This window comes from Martinezella lusitana (genome assembly GCF_016901135.1).
Taxonomy (GTDB): domain Bacteria; phylum Pseudomonadota; class Alphaproteobacteria; order Rhizobiales; family Rhizobiaceae; genus Rhizobium; species Rhizobium lusitanum_D.
Map to the genome: position 1 here is coordinate 601,609 of NZ_JAFEVL010000075.1, position 20,020 is coordinate 621,628.

19 protein-coding genes and 1 tRNA gene are annotated in these 20,020 nt (G+C 59.8%); 12 read left to right on the top strand and 8 right to left on the bottom strand.

All coding sequences use genetic code 11. The features are described from left to right. Positions 1–53: 53 nt before the first annotated feature. A complete protein-coding gene (gene gltB, locus JTP94_RS34690; protein ID WP_204854839.1) occupies positions 54–4,778 on the bottom strand; it encodes a glutamate synthase large subunit in 4,725 nt (1,574 codons plus the stop codon). Positions 4,779–5,345: 567 nt separating this feature from the next. Between gltB and JTP94_RS34695 the strand changes: the two genes are divergently transcribed. Continuing rightward, entirely contained in the window at positions 5,346–6,392 is a 1,047-nt protein-coding gene (locus JTP94_RS34695) for a low specificity L-threonine aldolase (protein WP_204854840.1), read from the top strand. 196 nt (positions 6,393–6,588) lie between these two features. On the opposite strand, the gene JTP94_RS34700 is transcribed toward JTP94_RS34695, so the two are convergent. Then, positions 6,589–7,446, bottom strand: a complete 858-nt coding sequence (locus tag JTP94_RS34700) for a LysR substrate-binding domain-containing protein (RefSeq protein WP_204854841.1) — start codon at positions 7,444–7,446, stop codon at positions 6,589–6,591. A 110-nt stretch (positions 7,447–7,556) separates the two neighbouring features. Here JTP94_RS34700 and JTP94_RS34705 point away from each other — a divergent pair, with 110 nt between their 5' ends. Next, positions 7,557–8,573: a bile acid:sodium symporter family protein gene (locus JTP94_RS34705; protein ID WP_204854888.1), complete on the top strand. Its 1,017-nt coding sequence runs from the start codon at positions 7,557–7,559 to the stop codon at positions 8,571–8,573. Positions 8,574–8,682: 109 nt separating this feature from the next. On the opposite strand, the gene JTP94_RS34710 is transcribed toward JTP94_RS34705, so the two are convergent. Together JTP94_RS34710 and JTP94_RS34715 are read right to left on the bottom strand one after the other, a co-directional pair. Then, on the bottom strand, positions 8,683–9,147 hold the full coding sequence (locus JTP94_RS34710) for an Hsp20 family protein (protein WP_204854842.1): 465 nt from the start codon (positions 9,145–9,147) through the stop codon (positions 8,683–8,685). 350 nt (positions 9,148–9,497) lie between these two features. Further along, on the bottom strand, positions 9,498–9,914 hold the full coding sequence (locus tag JTP94_RS34715; protein ID WP_204854843.1) for a DUF2000 domain-containing protein: 417 nt from the start codon (positions 9,912–9,914) through the stop codon (positions 9,498–9,500). Between the two features lie 132 nt (positions 9,915–10,046). Here JTP94_RS34715 and JTP94_RS34720 point away from each other — a divergent pair, with 132 nt between their 5' ends. The 3 genes from JTP94_RS34720 (at position 10,047) to JTP94_RS34730 (ending at position 13,055) form a co-directional block, all read left to right on the top strand. Then, positions 10,047–10,526: an Lrp/AsnC family transcriptional regulator gene (locus JTP94_RS34720; RefSeq protein ID WP_037196376.1), complete on the top strand. Its 480-nt coding sequence runs from the start codon at positions 10,047–10,049 to the stop codon at positions 10,524–10,526. Positions 10,527–10,824: 298 nt separating this feature from the next. After that, positions 10,825–11,892: a cyclic nucleotide-gated ion channel gene (locus JTP94_RS34725; RefSeq protein ID WP_204854844.1), complete on the top strand. Its 1,068-nt coding sequence runs from the start codon at positions 10,825–10,827 to the stop codon at positions 11,890–11,892. A 188-nt stretch (positions 11,893–12,080) separates the two neighbouring features. Beyond that, positions 12,081–13,055 (top strand): alpha/beta fold hydrolase, encoded by a 975-nt coding sequence (locus JTP94_RS34730; RefSeq protein ID WP_204854845.1) that lies wholly within the window; start codon positions 12,081–12,083, stop codon positions 13,053–13,055. A 3-nt stretch (positions 13,056–13,058) separates the two neighbouring features. Here the strand turns inward: JTP94_RS34730 and hisN are convergent, their stop codons facing one another. After that, positions 13,059–13,832: a histidinol-phosphatase gene (gene hisN / locus JTP94_RS34735; protein WP_204854846.1), complete on the bottom strand. Its 774-nt coding sequence runs from the start codon at positions 13,830–13,832 to the stop codon at positions 13,059–13,061. Positions 13,833–14,191: 359 nt separating this feature from the next. Then, positions 14,192–15,091 carry an N-formylglutamate amidohydrolase gene (locus JTP94_RS34740; RefSeq protein ID WP_246755450.1) on the bottom strand — a complete coding sequence of 300 codons (900 nt, stop codon included), beginning with the start codon at positions 15,089–15,091 and terminating at the stop codon, positions 14,192–14,194. A 270-nt stretch (positions 15,092–15,361) separates the two neighbouring features. Between JTP94_RS34740 and cpdR1 the strand changes: the two genes are divergently transcribed. The 3 genes from cpdR1 (at position 15,362) to JTP94_RS34755 (ending at position 16,349) form a co-directional block, all read left to right on the top strand. Further along, positions 15,362–15,724, top strand: a complete 363-nt coding sequence (gene cpdR1, locus JTP94_RS34745; RefSeq protein WP_004117561.1) for a response regulator CpdR1 — start codon at positions 15,362–15,364, stop codon at positions 15,722–15,724. An 84-nt stretch (positions 15,725–15,808) separates the two neighbouring features. Further along, positions 15,809–15,883: transfer RNA gene (locus JTP94_RS34750), tRNA-Val, on the top strand. A 91-nt stretch (positions 15,884–15,974) separates the two neighbouring features. Then, entirely contained in the window at positions 15,975–16,349 is a 375-nt protein-coding gene (locus JTP94_RS34755; protein ID WP_204854847.1) for a hypothetical protein, read from the top strand. A gap of 160 nt (positions 16,350–16,509) precedes the next feature. On the opposite strand, the gene JTP94_RS34760 is transcribed toward JTP94_RS34755, so the two are convergent. After that, the gene (locus tag JTP94_RS34760) at positions 16,510–16,818 is read right to left on the bottom strand and encodes a hypothetical protein (protein WP_204854848.1); all 309 of its coding nucleotides are present in this window, start codon (positions 16,816–16,818) and stop codon (positions 16,510–16,512) included. A 213-nt stretch (positions 16,819–17,031) separates the two neighbouring features. Here JTP94_RS34760 and JTP94_RS34765 point away from each other — a divergent pair, with 213 nt between their 5' ends. Both JTP94_RS34765 and JTP94_RS34770 read left to right on the top strand, forming a co-directional pair. After that, positions 17,032–17,262 carry a hypothetical protein gene (locus JTP94_RS34765; RefSeq protein ID WP_204854849.1) on the top strand — a complete coding sequence of 77 codons (231 nt, stop codon included), beginning with the start codon at positions 17,032–17,034 and terminating at the stop codon, positions 17,260–17,262. Positions 17,263–17,347: 85 nt separating this feature from the next. Next, on the top strand, positions 17,348–17,818 hold the full coding sequence (locus tag JTP94_RS34770; RefSeq protein WP_204854850.1) for a hypothetical protein: 471 nt from the start codon (positions 17,348–17,350) through the stop codon (positions 17,816–17,818). Between the two features lie 18 nt (positions 17,819–17,836). Here JTP94_RS34770 and JTP94_RS34775 read toward each other — a convergent pair whose 3' ends face one another. Continuing rightward, entirely contained in the window at positions 17,837–18,085 is a 249-nt protein-coding gene (locus tag JTP94_RS34775) for a hypothetical protein (protein WP_204854851.1), read from the bottom strand. A gap of 407 nt (positions 18,086–18,492) precedes the next feature. Here JTP94_RS34775 and JTP94_RS34780 point away from each other — a divergent pair, with 407 nt between their 5' ends. Next, complete coding sequence (locus JTP94_RS34780; RefSeq protein ID WP_204854852.1) at positions 18,493–19,581, top strand: DUF475 domain-containing protein; 1,089 nt, start codon at positions 18,493–18,495, stop codon at positions 19,579–19,581. Positions 19,582–19,875: 294 nt separating this feature from the next. Beyond that, positions 19,876–20,020 (top strand): sugar phosphate nucleotidyltransferase (locus tag JTP94_RS34785; protein ID WP_246755463.1); only part of this gene is annotated, 145 nt, incomplete at its 3' end.

Genomic DNA, 20,020 nt, shown 5'->3' on the forward strand with positions numbered 1-20,020 from the left:
CGCCTCCATTCCGTGATATGACATGTCATATCACGGAATTGCCCGTTTCCCAATTATTCCGCCGCCACGCCCATCCGGCTGCGCTCCATTTCCTCAAGGGCGCGACGGTATTCGACCGGCATGACCTTGCGGAATTTCGGGCGATAGTCGGTCCAGTGATCGAGAATTTCCTTGGCCCGCGTCGAGCCGGTGTAGTGGAAATGGTTCGAAATCAACTGGTAGAGACGCTCCTCGTCGTGGCGCGTCATGTCACCCGAAACGTCGACGCGTCCCTTGTGCATGAGGTCGCCGCCATGATGATGCAGCTTCTCCAGCAGCTCGTCCTCTTCCGGAACCGGTTCCAGTTCGACCATCGCCATGTTGCAGCGGCGGGCGAAATCGCCAATTTCGTCGAGCACATAGGCCACACCGCCCGACATGCCGGCCGCGAAGTTGCGGCCGGTTTCGCCGAGCACGACGACGACGCCGCCGGTCATGTATTCGCAGCCATGATCGCCCACGCCTTCGACGACGGCGATTGCACCGGAGTTTCTGACCGCGAAGCGCTCGCCCGCGACACCGCGGAAGTAGCACTCGCCTTCAGTTGCGCCGTAAAGCACGGTGTTGCCGACGATGATCGAGTGTTCGGCCAGGATCTTCGAATTCTCCGGTGGACGGATGATGATACGGCCACCCGAAAGACCCTTGCCGACATAGTCATTGCCGTCGCCGATCAGATTGAAGGTGACGCCCCGCGCCAGGAACGCGCCAAACGACTGGCCGGCGGTGCCCCTCAGCGTGACGTTGATCGTGTCTTCCTTCAGGCCGCGATGGCCGTAGCGCTTGGCAACCGCGCCCGACAGCATGGCGCCGGCCGAACGGTCGACATTCTTGATGCCGACCTCAAAGGCGACAGGCGTCTTGGAAGACAGGGCAGGCTCGGCCTTCTCGATCAGCGTGCGGTCGAGAACGTCGTCAATCGGGTGCTTCTGCACTGATGTCCAGTAGGTCTCTTCCTTCGGCGCATCGACCTTGTGGAAAATGCGGCTGAAGTCGAGGCCCCTCGCCTTCCAGTGGGCGAGCATGTCGTCCTTCTCCAGAAGCTCGGAAGCGCCGATGATGTCGTCCAGCTTGGTCGCACCGAGCGAGGCGAGAATTTCGCGCACTTCCTCGGCCACGAAGAAGAAGTAGTTGATGACATGCTCCGGCGCACCCTTGAAGCGCTTGCGCAGCACCGGATCCTGGGTGGCGACACCGACCGGACAGGTGTTGAGATGGCACTTGCGCATCATGATGCAGCCAGCCGCGATCAGCGGCGCGGTGGCGAAGCCGAATTCGTCCGCGCCGAGCAGCGCACCGACGATGACGTCGCGACCGGTCTTCAGGCCGCCGTCCACCTGCAGGGCGATGCGCGAGCGCAGCCCGTTCAGCACCAGCGTCTGCTGGGTTTCGGCAAGGCCGATTTCCCACGGGCTGCCGGCATGCTTCAGCGAGGTCAGCGGCGAAGCGCCGGTACCGCCGTCGAAGCCGGCGATGGTGATATGGTCGGCGCGCGCCTTGGCAACGCCGGCGGCAACCGTGCCGACGCCGACTTCCGAGACGAGCTTGACCGACACAGCCGAGGTCGGATTGACGTTCTTCAGGTCGAAGATGAGCTGCGCCAGATCTTCGATCGAGTAGATGTCATGGTGCGGCGGCGGTGAGATCAGGCCGACGCCGGGCGTCGAATGCCGGGTCTTGGCAACGGTCGCATCGACCTTGTGGCCGGGCAGCTGCCCACCCTCGCCGGGCTTGGCACCCTGCGCCACCTTGATCTGCAGCACGTCGGCATTGACCAGATATTCGGTGGTCACGCCGAAGCGGCCGGAGGCGATCTGCTTGATCGCGGAGCGTTCCGGGTTCGGCGAGCCGTCGAAGAGCGGCATGTAACGATCGGACTCTTCGCCGCCTTCGCCGGTGTTCGACTTGCCGCCGATCCGGTTCATGGCGATCGCCAACGTCGTATGGGCCTCGCGGCTGATGGAGCCGAAGGACATGGCGCCCGTCGAGAAGCGCTTGACGATATCGACGGCAGGCTCGACTTCGTCGACCGAAATCGGCTTGCGGCCGAGCGTTTCCGCACCCTTGATCTTGAAGAGGCCGCGGATGGTGTTCATCCGCAGTGTCGACTGGTTGACCATCTCGGAGAACTCGCGATAGCGATCCTCGGCATTGCCGCGCACGGCATGCTGAAGTGCTGCCACCGCATCCGGCGTCCAGGCGTGGCTTTCGCCGCGCATGCGGAAGGCATATTCGCCGCCAATCTCAAGCGTGCTCGCCAGCAGCGGATCGCGACCGAAAGCGGAGTCGTGACGAGTGACGGTTTCCTCGGCTATGGTTTCGAGGCCGATGCCCTCGATCATCGTCGCCGTGCCGAAGAAGTACTTGTCGACCAATTCCTGCTGCAGGCCGATCGCATCAAAAATCTGCGCGCCGCAATAGGACTGATAGGTCGAGATGCCCATCTTCGACATGACCTTGAGGATGCCTTTACCAACAGCCTTGATGTAGCGGTAGACGACTTCCGTGGCATCCACTTCCTTCGGGAATTCGCCGCGCTGATGCATGTCGAGCAGCGTGTCGAAGGCGAGGTAGGGGTTGATCGCCTCGGCGCCATAGCCGGCGAGCAGGCAGAAATGATGCACTTCGCGCGGCTCGCCGGTTTCGACGACGAGGCCGACGGAGGTGCGCAGCCCCTTGCGGATCAGGTGGTGGTGCACGGCGGCCGTCGCCAGCAGCGCCGGGATCGCAATGCGGTCCGGCCCGATCTGGCGGTCGGAAAGCACGATGATGTTGTAGCCGCCGCGAACCGCCGCTTCGGCCCGCTCGCAGAGACGGTCGAGCATCTCGGGCATGCCTTCGGCGCCGCGCTCGACGTCATAGGTGAAATCGAGCGTCTTGGTGTCAAAACGGTCTTCCGTGTGGCCGATCGAGCGGATCTTTTCGAGATCGCCGTTGGTCAGGATCGGCTGGCGCACTTCCAGGCGCTTGGCGTTTGCCATGCCAGTATGGTCGAGCAGGTTCGGACGCGGACCGATGAAGGAGACGAGGCTCATGACAAGCTCCTCGCGGATCGGGTCGATCGGCGGGTTCGTCACCTGCGCGAAGTTCTGCTTGAAATAGGTGTAGAGCAGCTTCGGCTTGTCGGACATGGCCGAAATCGGCGTATCCGTGCCCATGGAGCCGATCGCCTCCTGCCCCGTCGTCGCCATTGGCGACATCAGGAGCTTGGTGTCCTCGAGTGTATAGCCGAAGGCCTGCTGGCGGTCGAGCAGCGACACGTCGCGGCGAAGCGCGCGCGGCTCCACCGGCTTCAGGTCTTCGAGGATCAGCTGCGTGCGCTTGAGCCAGCTCTGATAGGGATGCTTGGTGGCAAGCTCGGACTTCACTTCCTCGTCGGAAATGATGCAGCCCTTTTCCATGTCGATCAGCAGCATCTTGCCCGGCTGGAGGCGCCACTTCTGGATGATCTTTTCTTCGTCGACCGGCAGCACGCCTGCTTCCGACGCCATGATGACGCGATCATCATTGGTGACGAGGTAACGGGCCGGGCGCAGGCCGTTGCGGTCGAGCGTCGCGCCGATCTGCTTGCCGTCGGTGAAGGCGACGGCAGCCGGGCCGTCCCACGGCTCCATCAAGGCGGCATGATATTCGTAGAACGCCTTGCGCTCCGGCGCCATCAGCTGGTTGCCGGCCCAGGCTTCTGGGATGAGCATCATCACGGCATGCGCCATGGAATAGCCGCCGCGCACGAGGAATTCGAGCGCGTTGTCGAAGCAGGCGGTATCCGACTGGCCCTCATAGGAGATCGGCCAGAGCTTGGAGATGTCGTCGCCGAATAGCGGCGAGGATACCGACGCCTGGCGCGCCGCCATCCAATTGACGTTGCCGCGCAGCGTATTGATTTCGCCGTTATGGGCGACCATGCGATAGGGATGCGCCAGCTTCCACGACGGGAAGGTGTTGGTCGAGAAGCGCTGGTGCACGAGGGCCACCGCCGACTCGAAGCGCGGATCGGCCAGGTCCTTATAATAGGCGCCCACCTGATAGGCGAGGAACATGCCCTTGTAGACGATGGTCGAGCTCGACAGCGAGACGGGGTAGAAGTTGCTCTCCTCGCCCTCGTATTCCGCGTAGATGCGGTTGGAGATCACCTTGCGCAGGGTGAACAGGCGGCGCTCGAACTCCTCGTTCGTCCCGGCATCGCGACCGGCGCCGATGAAGACCTGTACATGATGCGGCTCGGTGCCGGCGATATCAGGTGCCTTCGAGAGCGAGGAATTGTCGACCGGCACGTCGCGGAAGCCGATCAGCTCCTGACCTTCCTCGGTGACGACCTGATTGATGGCGTTCTTGAAATGCTCGATCAGCGCCTCGTCGCGCGGCAGGAAGAAATGGCCGACGCCATATTCGCCCGCCTTCGGCAGGGTAATGCCCTGCAGGGCCATTTCCTCGCGGAAGAAACGGTCGGGAATCTGCACGAGAATGCCCGCGCCGTCGCCCATCAGCGGGTCGGCGCCGACAGCGCCGCGATGCGTCAGGTTTTCAAGGATGAACAGGCCGTCGCGCACGATCTGATGCGACTTCTCGCCCTTCATATGCGCAACGAAGCCGACGCCGCAGGCATCGTGCTCGTTGCGCGGATCGTAGAGGCCTTGCTTCCGTGGGATGCCGGCGGCGCGTTTCGACGTTTTGGCCGTAGCGACAGCATTGGCTGCAGCGGTCTGGTCAAAAGTCATGGACGGCGTCCTGTTCGTCATCGTCTTCCCTCCGGTAAGGCCCGCGTCGCGGGCGCTCCTTCGTCCCGCGCGGTCCGTTTCCGGGGCCGACGCGCGACAGCGCTGTTGCATTGTGAAGATCCGGTCGCGAACACCGGGCCTCGTGGTGGAGCCCGTCGTCAGCGTTCCGCGCCTTGCTATTCCACCGCCGCCCTGCCCGTCGCCTCGAAGGCTTGAAAAGGCATGCTCCCGATAACTATAGCTCTAAATCCCGACATCGTCAGGACCCTCCGGCGCATCTTCGGCCTCGGCGGCCAAAATAGGACAGCAACCCTGTCCTAATTCATCAGCTCTATGCCAGAAAGCTTAAGCCTTCGCAAGAGCAAAACGGTAAAAATTCGTTACCGAACGACGGAAGATTGCCTTTGTTGCATAATTAGAGCAATAAAGTTTCGCTGCAGCGCATCATTTTATTTATTGATTGCGTAGATCAATTTCCGTGATGCATTCTTCAAGAGGACGCTCTTGATAGCCTGTTGCATTGGCTTAATGTCCGGCGGACCGTATTTATCCTTCCTGCAATTCAATCCCTACATCCGGTGCACATCCATGTTCTTTGCCTCCGATAATTGGGCTGGCGCCCATTCCAAGATTGCCGAACGTCTCCTCGCCGAGTCCGGAGGTTTCGCTTCCGCCTACGGCACCAGCGAGCTCGACCAGCGGGTCGAGGCCAAATTCACAGAGATCTTCGAGCGCGAGGTTGCCGTCTTCTTCGTCGCGACGGGCACGGCCGCCAATTCGCTCTCGCTCGCCAGCGTCCAGAAACCAGGCGGCATCAGCTTCTGCCACAGCGAGGCGCATGTGGCCGAGGACGAATGCGGCGCACCCGATTTCTTCAGCAACGCGCGATTGGCAACCGTCGACGGCGCTCTCGGCAAGATCGACCCCAAAGCACTTGCCACCAAAATCGCCCGCTTCCCACAGGATGCCGTCCACCACGGCCGCGCCGCGGCGGTGACGATCACTCAGGCAACGGAAATCGGCACGGTCTACTCGCTCGCCGAAATCGATGCCATCGCCGCGATCAGCAAGGCGAACAGCCTGCCGCTGCATATGGATGGCGCGCGCTTCGCCAATGCATTGGTCGCGCTCGACGCCAGCCCGGCTAACATGACCTGGAAGCGCGGCGTCGACATGCTCTCCTTCGGCGGCACGAAGAACGGCTGCTGGTGCGCCGAGGCGATCGTCTTCTTCAATCCGGAACAGGCGAAGGAGATGCACTTCATCCGCAAGCGCGCCGCCCAGCTTTTCTCGAAATCGCGCTTCATCGCCGCTCAGTTCGATGGATACTTCAAGGACGGCCTCTGGCTCGACCTGGCCCGTCATTCCAACGGCTTGGCCGATCGCCTGCGCGCCGGCATCGAAAATGCGCCTGCGGCACGCCTCGCCTGGCCGACAGTTTCGAACGAGGTCTTCGCGATCGTGGCGAAGTCAGCCGCCAAGGCTGCCGAGGACAAGGGTGCGAAATTCTACGAATGGCCAATCCCGGAATCGCAGCCCGAGCTGGTCGGCAAGGACGAGACGCTGATCCGCCTCGTCACCAGCTTCGCCACGACCGAAACCGACGTGACGGATTTCCTCGCCTGCCTCGCTTGACGGCAGGACAAAGAAGAGCGCCGGAACAGGCTCCAAGCCGGGCGGCGCTCAATCTTTGACCTGAGCCGGATGCAGCAGCAGGATAGAGCACGCAGGAAGAGAAACGACAGCCGGCAAAAGAATTCCCAACGAATGCTCAATGCTATCCACTCGATCCGCAACGGTTTTTACTGTCTCGCTGCAAGTGTCGTAATCGTCAGCTCGATCTGAGCCCCCTCACCTTTGCCAGAATATCCTCCGACAGGGCATTGACCACAAGTTGATCTGCGCCCTTTCGCGGCACGAGCACGAATTCCACATCCTCCAGGGCCGGCAGCCAACCCGGGGCAATCTCCATCAACCCGGCCGGCGCCATGCTGCGGGGCTGGACGAGAACGCCCATTCCGGCGCGGGCCGCCGCCGTCAGGCCGCTGAGGCTGCCGCAGGTGCAGACGATCCGCCATGGCACCTGCTGCCGGCGCAGCGCTTCTAATGCCACCGCGCGCGTGACGCTTGGCGCGGGAAAGGCGATCAGCGGCAGCGGTGCCGTAAGCTTGCGAATACGCTCGGGATCGCGCGCCAGCCAAATCAGCGGCTCACGATAGACGAGCTTGCCCCTGACATCGCCGAGGCGACGCTTGGCAAGCACCAGATCGAGATCGCCATTGTCCTGCATCTCATAAAGCGTGCCGCTAAGCGCGACCGTCAATTCCAGATCGACCGAGGGATGCGAACGGACGAACTCCTCCAATACGTCGGGGAGCTGGCTGGTAACGAAATCCTCGGAAACGCCGAGCCGAAGGCTGCCGCGCAGGCTGTTGCCGGCGAAGAGCTGGCGCATTTCGCCTTCGATCGACAGCATATGACGCGCATGCCCAAGCAGCGCCTCACCGTCGCCGGTCAGGACCACGCGATGCGTATCGCGCGCCAGCAGCTTGCGGCCGAGCTCCGCTTCAAGCCTCTGGATATGCTGGCTGACGGTCGACTGGCCGAGCCCGAGCCTTTCCGCCGCCAGCGTGAAGCTGCCCATCTGCTCCACGGCAACGAAACTGCGCAACTGCGTGAGGTCGAGCATCCTGCTTATCCCATATTGCGATAACTGTTATTCCTTGCATCGTGGATCACAATAGGTCTATCTGCAAGGACTAATCATTGAGACTTATAATTGCGATCGGGGTTGGCACGATGCGCCGCTTTCTTCCAGACACCTTCACCATGCTGCTCGTCCTGACGGTCGTGACCGCATCCTTCCTTCCCGTGCATGGCGCGAGCGCCCACTATTTCGGCATCGCCACCAACTTTGCCATCGGCCTGCTGTTCTTCCTGCACGGCGCGCGCCTGTCGCGCGATGTCGTCATCGCCGGTCTGCTGCATTGGCGGCTGCATCTCGTCATCCTGCTGACGACCTTCGGCATTTTCCCGCTGTTGGTGCTCGCCATGGGCCAGGTCGTACCGAACAGCATTCTACCGGTGTCGCTCTACACCGGCATGCTGTTTCTGAGCGTGCTGCCTTCGACCGTGCAGTCATCCATCGCCTTCACGTCGATCGCCGGCGGCAACGTGCCGGCCGCCATCTGCTCCGCGTCCGCATCGAACATCTTCGGCATGTTTCTGACGCCGCTGCTCGTCGGCCTGCTATTTTCGGTGGGTGGCCAGGGCGGCTTTTCCTGGGATGTGCTGTGGCAGATCATGTTGCAGCTGCTCGCCCCCTTCATCGCCGGCCAATTGCTGCAGCCGTGGATCGGTGACTGGATCCGCTCGAAGAAGAAGATCCTGATGCCGGTCGATCGCGGCTCGATCCTGATGGTCGTCTATTCGGCCTTCAGCGAGGCCGTGGTCGAGGGACTGTGGCATACCTTCTCGGTACTCGACATCGCCACCGTCATCGTCGCCAACATGGTGCTGCTGGCCACGGTGCTCTGCATCACCATGTTCGGCAGCCGCGCGCTCGGTTTCTCCAAGGCCGACGAGATCACCATCACCTTCTGCGGCTCGAAAAAGTCGCTGGCGAGCGGCGTGCCGATGGCCAATGTCATCTTCGCCGGCCAGGGTATCGGCGCCATCGTCCTGCCGCTGATGCTGTTCCATCAGATCCAGCTCATGACCTGCGCCTTCCTTGCCCAGAAATACGCCGATGCGGCCAAGAAGCGGGAGGCCGCGAAGACCGAGGCTGAGGCAACGGGGGCGACGAACGCGGCCTGACTGTCCCCCATATCGCTCCAAAACAAAAGCGGCGCCCCGATGGAGCGCCGCTTCTTTTTTGATCTTGGGAGGATCAAAGGCGTGACGGTCGACGACCGTCACGCCTGTTTTAGTTGATGTGAGCCTCGATGGCCTTCGGAGTTTCCACCTGATCAGCCGCAATCGAGATACGACGGGGCTTCATGGCTTCCGGAAGGTTGCGCAACAGATCGATGTGCAGCAAACCATTCTTCAGCGAAGCCGCCTTGACCTCGACATGATCGGCGAGCTGGAAACGGCGCTCGAAGGCGCGCTTGGCGATGCCGCGATAGAGATATTCGCTGACTTCGGCCGGCTCCTCGCTCTTTTCGCCCTTGACCTGCAGGACATGGGCATGAGCCTCGATGCTCAGTTCCTTTTCATCGAAACCGGCAACAGCCATGGTGATACGATAAGTGTTTTCACCGGTACGCTCGATATTGTAGGGCGGATAGGTCTGAGCCTGATCCGGCTGGCCAAGCGTATCGAGCATGGTGAACAGGCGGTCGAAACCGACGGTGGAACGGTAAAGGGGAGAGAAGTCTACGTGACGCATGGAGTCCTCCTGTGAGCGACAATTGCGATTCTGAACATGCCCCACAGCCCCACTCGTGGCGGCCCCGGGACGGTTTTGCGAGCCCGTTTGGCACCCGCAGACTGGAGATGGTGATCGCTTTTCGGGACTTCAAGGCCCAGGCCCCGCCTCTTGGATTTCGGCGAAAAACTGCGTGAACCCCAGATGAACGCCTGGTTCGGCACCCGTTCAGGCTGACGCACCTATCAATAACACCGTCGGATACACCATCATCCGATGACTGAAGTGTATCGTCCCTTCTTCTTCAGTCCTTGCTCGGCCGGCGATGCGGATCTCTCTATCCCGCAAGCCGGCCATTTTTCTTTCCACCACTAGCGCAAAAGCTTCAGCGAACCCGTGAGCGATTTCACCCATTTCGATGGACCGGCTATTCCCAGACCATCGATGGTCTCTCCGGCAAGGTCACGACCGGGAAACGTTGCCTCATACTCCCTGTAGTCGTGAAGCGACCGTGCGAAGGCTGGAAAGGGAACGATTGCCCGTTCACCCTGTTGAGGCAGCGCCTTTAACAGCAGCGACCGGATGGTATCTGCATCGGCCAGCAGCATCGGTACCGGCATGTTCGAGCTGATGTCTATTGCGCGTTCTTGCCCGTCGATTAGTTGTCGCGCCGCGAGACAAGGAAACCTTGCCCCCAGCCCGATCGCGATGGCGCTGGCGGTATTGGCGATCAGCCCGAGCGGCAGATCCGGATTGATGACGATGGCGAGACGGATATCTGGAAGCATTGGAACCCTGCTGCTGTTGGCGATGTCTGCTCGCAGAATATCTCGTCTATTACGGATAATCTTACCTTTCATTGCCGAAAATTGGCTTTATGTGGTATGTCCTACCGATACTGATAGACTTTAAGGTGGCCTATGCCTTCTACGCTTGAACCCATCGACCTGCGAATCCTCGGCGCGCTACAGAAAGACGGACGTCTGACGAACCAGGCACTCTCATCCGAAGTCGGGCTTTCCACCTCGCCCTGCTGGCGGCGCGTGCGCCAGCTTGAGGAAACCGGAGTCATCCAGGGTTACACGGCGACGCTCGACAGGCGGCAGATCGGCCTCGGCGTCCTAGCGTTCATCAGGGTGAAGATCGACAGCCACAGCGAGGCCGAAGCCGAAGAATTCTCGCGCGACGTCCTGAAGCTGAGCGAAGTCGTGGCGTGCTACAGCATCGCCGGAGACGCGGATTTTCTGCTGCAGGTCGTTGCCGCTGACCTCGACAGCTACGCGGATTTCGCCATGGCGGTCGTCCGCCGACTGCCGCGCATCAAGGAGATGCAGACGACGTTCGTGCTCAAGGAAATCAAGCCGTTCAAGGGGTTTCCGTTGGATGTCGGGCAGCAATAAAGGCCCACGACATGGAATGCTTGGCACCGCATGGAGGCGATCGCTCGTCATGCCGAGAAAAGCAAAAATCTATCGCAATTCCCCCAACTTCTCGCGCTGCCTCATGATCACCGGAACCGGCATAGTCTTCCGCGACCCTAAAGAATGTCCGAAGCGATTGAAATCTGATTGAAAAGACAGCCATAAATTGCTTGTTTCACTGGTCAGGACTTGGCTGCCGTGCATGTCTCGCCAGCCCTTTACGTTTGGACCGAAGCCATCCTATTCTAGGAGAGTGGCAGCCCACCCGGGGTATTGAATGTTGGCGCTCCCTTTCTCGAAGATTTCCGCATCGCTGAACGCGCTGTTCGTTGCAATCGGTCTGTTGACCGTGGCTGCACTTACGACGCCGAACATAACCGGACAGACCAGGCTCATCTTGGAAGTCCTGCTTGCCGGCATCTGGGGTGCCTACGTTCTACAATTGATCGAGACGCTGATCATGCAACGGACGAGAGACGTTCGTGGCAGAGGGCTGGAAATCACCGTCGACGTACTTGCCGTTTTAGTCCCTGTGGCCGCATTCCTCTTCGTCCACGGGCGCGACCAAAGCCTCTATTGTGCCATCTGGCTGCTGAAGCCGCTGCGCGGCTCGACCTTCTTCCGGCTGCTGGGCAGGGTCCTGACCAAAGAAGCGCGCAACCTGATCGGCGTCACCTCGATCTTCGGCATCGTTCTCTTCGGCGCGGCGCTCGCGGCTTATATCATCGAGCGCGACGTCCAGCCCGACAAGTTCGGCAGCCTTCCCCTGGCAATGTGGTGGGCGGTGGTCACGCTGTCGACCACCGGCTATGGCGACGAGATTCCGCAAAGTTTCGCCGGTCGCGTCCTTGCCGGGCTGGTCATGATGAGCGGAATCGGCATCTTTGCGCTGTGGGCCGGCATCCTCGCCACCGGCTTTTACGAAGAAGTTCGTCGCCAGGACTTCGTGCGCAATTGGCAGCTGGTTGCAGCAGTGCCGCTGTTCCAGAAGCTTGGTTCGGCCGCACTCATCGAGATCGTGCGAGCGCTGAGACCTCGTGTCGTGCCGGCCGGCGCCATAATCTGCCGCAAGGGCGAGACTGGCGACCAGATGTTCTTCATCGTCGAGGGCCGCGTCAGCGTCGCCACACCGAGCCCTGTGGAGCTCGGCTCCGGGAGCTTCTTCGGCGAGATGGCGCTGATCAGCGGCGAGCCCCGCTCGGCGACCGTCAGCGCCGCGACTGAAGTCTCACTGCTGTCGCTCTATTCGTCGGATTTCCAGATGCTGTCGAGCAGCAGCCCGGAGATCGCCGACATCATCCGCAAAACCGCACTCGAACGACGCGGCGCGACACCGAAGACCTGACGCAGACAGGGTTTTGACAAAAACATATTGGGAGTGCCTTAGGCACCAGTGCTGCCGTCGGAAACGCCGATGGAGGAATATCGGCACGGGGTATTCGACCGCAAGGACCGCCAACAAACCTGTTGCAATTCCACTAACCTACGCTATCCCTTCAGATGAGCCATTTGTCAGCGAGGCGCGACATCGCGATGGATTCGATCCTCTATTCCACGGCAGACAATCCGGTGCCGGAGAACCGCACCGAAGGCTTCTTCGAGAGTTTCGACGGGCGCAAGCTGCGCTACGCCGTGTTCCGCTGCGAGCAGCCGGTCGCCAGGGGAACCGTCGTGCTGCTTCAGGGACGCAACGAGTTCATCGAGAAATATTTCGAGACGATCCGCGATCTCACCGCCAAGGGCCTGTGGGTGGCGACCTTCGATCTTCGCGGCCAGGGCGGCTCGGAGCGGCTGCTGAAGGATCCCCTGCGCGGCCATATCAGGCGATTTTCGGATTACGAACACGATCTCACCGCCTTCCTCGACAAAATCGTTCTGCCGGATACGCGCCTGCCCTTCTTTCTTCTCGCGCACTCGACCGGCGGCCTGATCGCCCTGTCCGCGGCGCCAAGGCTCGCAACCCGTATCGAACGCATGGTGCTGTCGGCTCCCTTTATCGGGTTGACCGGCCACGGCGCCTCGCCGGGTTTTATCCGCTTTCTCTCCGGTGCGGTCAGCGGCGTCGGGCTCGGCCGGATACAATTCAGCAAGAAATTCAAGGAAAGGCCTTTCGGCGAGAACCCACTGACCACCGACGAGCAGCGCTATCGGCGCAATGTCGGCATTGGCGAGGCCTATCCGCAACTCAGCCTCGGCCCGCCGACGGCAGGCTGGCTGTCGCAAGCCTTCCGCGCGATCGAGCGCGTCAACAGGCCTGAACACCTGTTTTCGATCCCCATTCCGACCGTGCTGATCGCACCGACGCGAGACGGCGTGGTGCCTTACGTCGATCAGGAGCGGCTGTCGCGCTATTTCCGCGCTGCACAGCTCGTGCCCATTCACGGCGCCAAGCATGAGATCCTGCAGGAGCGGGATATCTATCGCAATCAGGCCCTTGCGGCCATCCATGCGTTCATTCCCGGCAGCGACGCGGAAAGCAATACCTACGAGCTGGAAGCGGAAGCCTAGCGCTTATCGAGACAGGATAGCGCGGGCCTGGTCATACACGGCTCGACTACCGGCCGCGATGATCGTGCCGCCCATTTCCGGTCGGCCGCCATCCCAGGTGGTGATGATGCCGCCAGCCTGCTCGATAACGGGGATGATGCCGCCGACATCATAGGGCTTCAGCGAATTCTCGATGACGAGATCGACATGGCCGGCAGCAAGCAGCGCATAGGCATAGCAATCCGTACCGTAGCGGAAGAGGCGGACCTGGCTCTCGATCTCGCGATATCTGGCAAGCTCCTCGCCGACGAAGAGATGCGGCGAAGTGGTGAAGAGGATGGCGTTCGACAGGCTGCCGCAATCGCGGACCTTGAGCCGCCTTTCACCATCCGGACCCGAATAGGTCGAGCCATTGCCGTCTGCGAAATAACGTTCGCCGGTAAAGGGCTGGTCGATCAGGCCCATGATGGCGCGGCCGTTTTTCTGCAAGCCGATCAGCGTTCCCCAGACGGGCACGCCTGAGATGAAGGCGCGCGTGCCGTCAATCGGGTCAATCACCCAGACATACTCGCGATCGAGGCCGACATTGCCGTGTTCCTCGCCCAGGATGCCGTGATCGGGAAACTCAGCCTCGATCAGCGAACGAATCGCCACTTCGGCGGCACGATCCCCTTCGGTCACCGGATCGAAGCCGCTGGCTTCCTTGTTGACCACATCGACGCCGGCACGGAAGCGCGGCAGGGTTTCGGCCTTGGCCGCCTCGGCCAGACGATAGAAGAACGAACGATCCGGAAGCATGGTCAATCCGATTAAGTGACGGGACGAGCGATGTCATAGCGCATATACACCAGGAAGCAAACCGGATGCTGAAGCAGCGGGCGGAATGCCTGCCGATCAGGCAAGATTTTCAAATTTGCCTAAATATCTTGCACTGCAATAAAATGCTTGACATTTGTGCAATGCGGTAGCAATATCCGGCTACAGTCTTCTGACTGTAAATACCCTCCTTGGGTGTTTCCTCCCTAGACTTAGCCGCGCCACAAGCGCGGTTCTTTTTTTGTCGGGATTATTTGTCTCATGGGAACGGCTCGACCAACGCGGAGCGGGAGCGATATCTTGCCCCACTGAGCTTGCCGAACGGGGCGGACGAGATACCCTTATTCCGCCGCCAGCGCGGGATCGCCGGTATAGGATTCCACGTGCTCGGCCATGCGCTTCATGAAAAGCGTGATGGCGGATGCGACCTGATCGAAATCCGGGCGCTTTTCCAGCGTCACCTCGTCGACATAGAGCGAGCGGTTGACCTCGATCTGCAGGGCATGCAGCCCGCGTGAGGGGCGGCCGTAATGCTCGGTGATGAAGCCACCGGCATAGGGCTTGTTGCGCACGGCATTGAAGCCGAGTTCTTCGAGGATCTGCATGGCGGCGCGCGAAAGTTCCGCCGATGCGCTGGTGCCGTAGCGGTCACCGAGGATGAAATCCGGCCGCGCATTGCTGCCGGCGATGCGGATATTGCCCGGCATGGAATGGCAATCGACCAACACGCCGAAGCCGAATTTGACATGCGTGCGCGCGATCAGCCGCCGAAGGGTGGAATGATAAGGCTTGTAGATGGTGTCAATGCGCTTCAGCGCATCCTCGACCGGCACCCGCCGGGCATAAATCTCCATATTTTCCGCGACGATTCGCGGGATCGTGCCGAGACCGCCGGCAACCCGCAGCGAATTGATGTTGGCATAGGACGGCAATGCGCCATCGAACATGCGCGGATCGAGCTCGTAGGGCTCGCGATTGACATCGATATAGGCGCGCGGAAAATTGGCGAGTAGCAGCGGCGCGCCAAGAGAACTCGCCGCCGAAAAAAGCTCATCGACGTAGTGATCCTCCGAGCGGCGGATGGCGATGCCTTGCAGGCGGGATTGGGCGATGAAATCAGGGGGGTAGACGCGACCGCTATGTGGCGAGCTATAGACAAACGGTATCGTCTGGGAGACGGGCTCCAATACCTCGTAAATCTCGAAACTGCGCATTTCCGCGGACATCAACGTCTTTACCATGTCAACAACTTGTCGCAGTAATCATGTTGCCAGTTGCATGCACGCAAGTCCATAGTAACTTGAGCAAAATGGCCTTAATCCAAAGCGCCGTAACCGAAATCTCCGAATGCTCGGCCAGCGGAAACGCAAAGCGTTTTCGTGGAATGAACTCACGCCTCGAATAAATGCGAATTGCCGTATCCAGCCGGCTATTCACGGCTTGTTTACGGCGGAGCGCTAACCTAAACGCTGGACGAGTCCAACAAGACAAGATTGATTAGCGAAGAGATGATGACCCAAAAGATACTTCTTGCCGAAGATGATAACGACATGCGTCGCTTCCTTGTGAAGGCGCTCGAAAAAGCCGGCTACAAGGTCTTGTCCTTTGACAATGGAGCAAGCGCATACGACCGGCTGCGCGAAGAGCCGTTTTCGCTGCTTTTGACCGATATCGTCATGCCGGAAATGGACGGCATCGAGCTGGCCCGCCGCGCCACCGAGCTCGATCCCGATCTGAAGGTGATGTTCATCACCGGTTTTGCCGCCGTGGCGCTGAACCCTGATTCGAAGGCTCCGAAGGATGCGAAGGTGCTTTCCAAGCCTTTCCACCTCCGCGAACTGGTCGACGAAGTCAACAAACTCCTTGCCGCCTAAGGCTTCCGGCGGCCGCGTCACAAAACCGAAAAAAAGCCTATTGACGGCAACCAAGGTTTTGTGATCTATGCGCCGCCATCGGATGGGCGTGTAGCTCAGCGGGAGAGCACTACGTTGACATCGTAGGGGTCACAGGTTCGATCCCTGTCACGCCCACCATCCTAATTCGCTGAAAAGCAAGGCCTTTCGAGCAATCGAAAGGCCTTTTTAGTTACAGCGGTAAAGTTCATTTGCTTAGGGAAGGCGCGCCTTGAAAACTTACGTCAGGGAACTTAGCAACCGGATAGACTTTTCCATCCGGAAGACGCCCGAAGCCCGCTGTCTGGATGAGTTCGCCTTCATCTTCATGTTGCAAATGAAGCACAACGGCGCGACCATCTATGAAAAATCTTCCATCGAGATTGACGACAAAGAGCGCCAGTTCACGTGGCTGAATGTGAGACTTTCGTTTCCCGACCGCTATTACTATGCGAGTGCCTTTTCCTCCCTCCGCGAATATACGACCGTGCGAAATGAAGTACGGACAATCAAAAGGCGCGAGATAGGCAGGCTGAACGGTGTGGATTCTGGCAGGCGCATCGCCGAGGGCATGCTTTCAAAAGCATTAGTCGCCGAGAACGACTAAACAACCGGAGTGGAGAGGTTGCGCCGCTCGACATAAGCCTCCACCAAAACAAGGCCCTTCGAGCAATCGAAAGGCCTTTTTCGTTTTGTATCGACTTGAATGCCGCTCCTCGTTGCCGAACCAACGAGAACGTCACGCCAGCCGAGACAGCTGTGAGCCGTCAGCGATCCAGAAAATTCCGGAATACCGCCGTCGTCGGATAGGCATAGGCGCCGCGATCCACGAAGCTGTGGCGATAGAGGCAATCTCTCAGCGCCAGCCAGTAGAAGGTGCTGTTCGGGTCCGGCGACCCGCGGTGCCACGAATAGGCCTCGGGCTCGCAATAGTTGAGAGCCTTGTTGTATTTCGCCAGCAGCACCGGATCACTGTCGACTCGGATGCCCTGGTATGTCTGATAATTAGAAGGCGCCTCGCCTGCGGAGACGCATGCCAGGCTCAAAATCGCCCCCAGCGCTAACATCATTCTCATGTGCTTTAATCTCCCGCTTTTCGCATCCCGAATATTCGAGCGCAAGGCCGAGAATAATCACCTTTTTACAGATAGCCAATCACATGCTGCTGTTCGCCATGGTTGCGGCCGCCCGAGGCCTATCGGCGCGATTTCCGGCCATAAGCCGCTTGACTTCCGGCCGCGCCGTCATCCTATTGTCATATCAACGCATCGACCATACGGGAGGATGAGATGACGGTGGTGAAGCGGCAATTTTATAAGAACCACAAGTCCAATGGCGACGAATATATGTTCCACCTTGCCCGCGACTCCGAAAGCGGCGAAGTCTTCGTGATCCGCCAGGCCGACTACACCGTCGATGGCGGCAGCGAGAAAGCCATGAGCCTCTATGAATTCCTGGCCGGCGGCGGCAACCGGCAGAAAGCCCTGCTGCAGCTGATCGGTTCACTCGTGCCGGAATGACGGCAAGCGCGCCCGCGCATCGCGGCTTTGGGTTGACTGCCACATTTTGATCGGCAAACCTATAGGGGCTTGAAAGGAGCCCCTTATGCGATTCGCAGGCATTGCTTTTGGACTGACGGCGCTGGCCGCTACGTCGGCTGCGGCCGTGGAAAATTTTCCGGCGCAGGGCGTCACCGCGGTCAGCGGAAAATGTTCCAAGCTCGTGGTTGGCAAGCTCGACGCCAGCAAGGGCTGTAAGACCGAGGTTGCCAGCGTGACCGGGCCGGATGGCATAGTGACCTTCATTTTCACATCCGGCGGCAAGATGCTCGGCTTCCAGGGCAACGGTGGCGGCATCAAGCCCGGCAGTCAGAAGGGCACGGCGCAGTTGCCGGTCGAGGTCATCTCGACCGGCGCCGGCAACAAGATGTCAGGCCAGGTTGAAGCCAAGGGCACCTGCACCTTCGGCAATCCCTATTCGGGCAAGCCGGTCACCATCGAATGCTCGGCAAAATCGCCCCAAATGAGCTTCAACGGCAGCTTTACGTCCGACGGCAAGACGCCTCGCCACAAGTAAGCGATTATCGCGCGCCTGTTAGTGCGAGCCGCCTTTTCGCTTGTTTCCATGATTGGCATCGGCTGGCGCTTCGCGAGAAAGATCAGCGCCGTTGACATGGGCGGGAACATGCACGTCCTCATGTGTCACGGGGTGCAGTGTCAGATCGACCTGATGCGGCGGCATTACCTGCGCCTGACGCAGCGTATTCGACCGCGCCTTCTTCTGCCGTTCCGTCAGTTCCGGCTTCGGCTCCTTTGCATTTCGATGGATAGGATTGGGACTCATGGACGTTTCTCCTGTCGGTCGCTGTTATCCAGACAATGGAACCCGCCTGGCAGATGGCACAAACATGCCCGAAGGCCAAACGCCGCCTTCCCTGTTTGGTTCCCCGAATTCTCAATTAGCGGGAGCAATGGTCTCGACCGCGATTTCAACCCTTGACGTGCGTCGCGACTTCACTAACTATGCGTCATCTCCGCGCCTTCTGACATCGGCGACGGATTGAACTTTGGTGCCGGGCCCCTCTGGCGAGAGTTTTTACGGCGCTCTCGCGATGTCGGTACCGCCTGCAGATGAGCCGGCGGATTTCTTCTTATGAACAGCTTGACCATGCGTTATCCGCATGCCGTCTCGGGCATGTGGTTGCGCGCTCGATCCGGATACCTTCTTTCCATCTGCCGCGAGGTGCGCCCATGACGCCGCCCGCAGCCTCCAAATCCGTGCTCGGCTATTTCGGCTGGGCTTTTGCCGTCACCTTGGGCGGCCTTGCTCTCGGCGCCCTACTGGGCTGGAACGCCACCGGGACGCTCGGCGGCCTTGCCACGGCCTTCTTCATCTGCGCGGTACTGGCCGTTCTGGAGATTTCGCTCTCCTTCGACAATGCCATCGTCAATGCCAACAAGCTGAAAGAAATGACCCCGGTCTGGCAACATCGCTTCCTGACCTGGGGTATCATTATTGCCGTCTTCGGCATGCGCATCGTCTTTCCGCTGGCAATCGTCGCCATCGCGGCCCACATCAACCCGTGGGAAGCGCTGAAGCTTGCGGCCGCCGAACCGGAACAATATGCGCGGATCATGCAGGATGCGCATCTCCCCATCGCCGCCTTTGGCGGCACCTTCCTGATGATGGTTGGCCTCACCTACTTCTTCAACCATGAAAAGGACGTGCATTGGATCAGCTTCCTCGAGAAGCGGATGGCGCATTTCGCTACCATCAAAGGTATCGAAATCGCCTTCGTGCTGATCCTCGTTCTCATCTTCAGCTCCCTGCTCGACGGCGATGACTCGACGATATTCCTTCATGCCTCCATCTACGGTCTCCTGACCTTCCTGCTGGTGGAGGTTCTTGCCGGGTTTCTCGACGCCTCCCAAAAGACGATGAGCGCCGCCGCAAAGGGCGGTTTCGGTGCTTTCCTTTATCTGGAAATCCTCGATGCCAGTTTCTCGTTCGACGGAGTGATCGGAGCTTTCGCACTCACCCAGAACCTGTTCATCATCGCCATCGGTCTCGGCATCGGCGCGATGTATGTTCGCTCCATGACGATCATGCTGGTGGAGAAGGGCACGCTCGCCCATTACCGCTACCTCGAGCATGGCGCCTTCTATGCCATCCTGATCCTTTCGGTGATCATGTACATGCAGACGCTGATACATATCCCCGAAGTTATCACCGGCCTTGGTGGTGCTGCCTTGATCGGTGTCTCTCTCTGGTCGTCGATCCGCTACAACAAGCGCAACGGCGTTGCGCATGGTGAACAGAGCCACAGGGCGAAAGCGTGACGCGCAAGCGATGGCCGCCGCCGCATCTCGAGCCGGTTGGCGGCCATATTTCGCAACGTGGAAGCCCTTTCGGGGGCTTTCAGCTCGATATCCGAGACCATGCCCCTACGTGCGTCCATTAGAATTTACACACGAAGATCGCCGAATGTTTACGATCACAGCAGATAGGCCTAGCGTTTTCTGCAAAAATATCGCAATGGCGATAGAAGTTGTCCAAGAAGCGTGAGCGAGAAGCGCAAAAGTTGCGATCTTTCGCGACAAGCTCCCGAATGAAGTGTCTAGGAGAGGCAGAATATGGCAGCCAAAATCGTTCCGGTGATCATGGCAGGTGGCAAGGGCACGCGTCTGTGGCCGCTATCGCGCGCCTCCGCCCCGAAGCAATTCATCCAGTTCATCGGCGACAGGACACTGTTTCAGAACACGCTGGAACGTGTTTCGG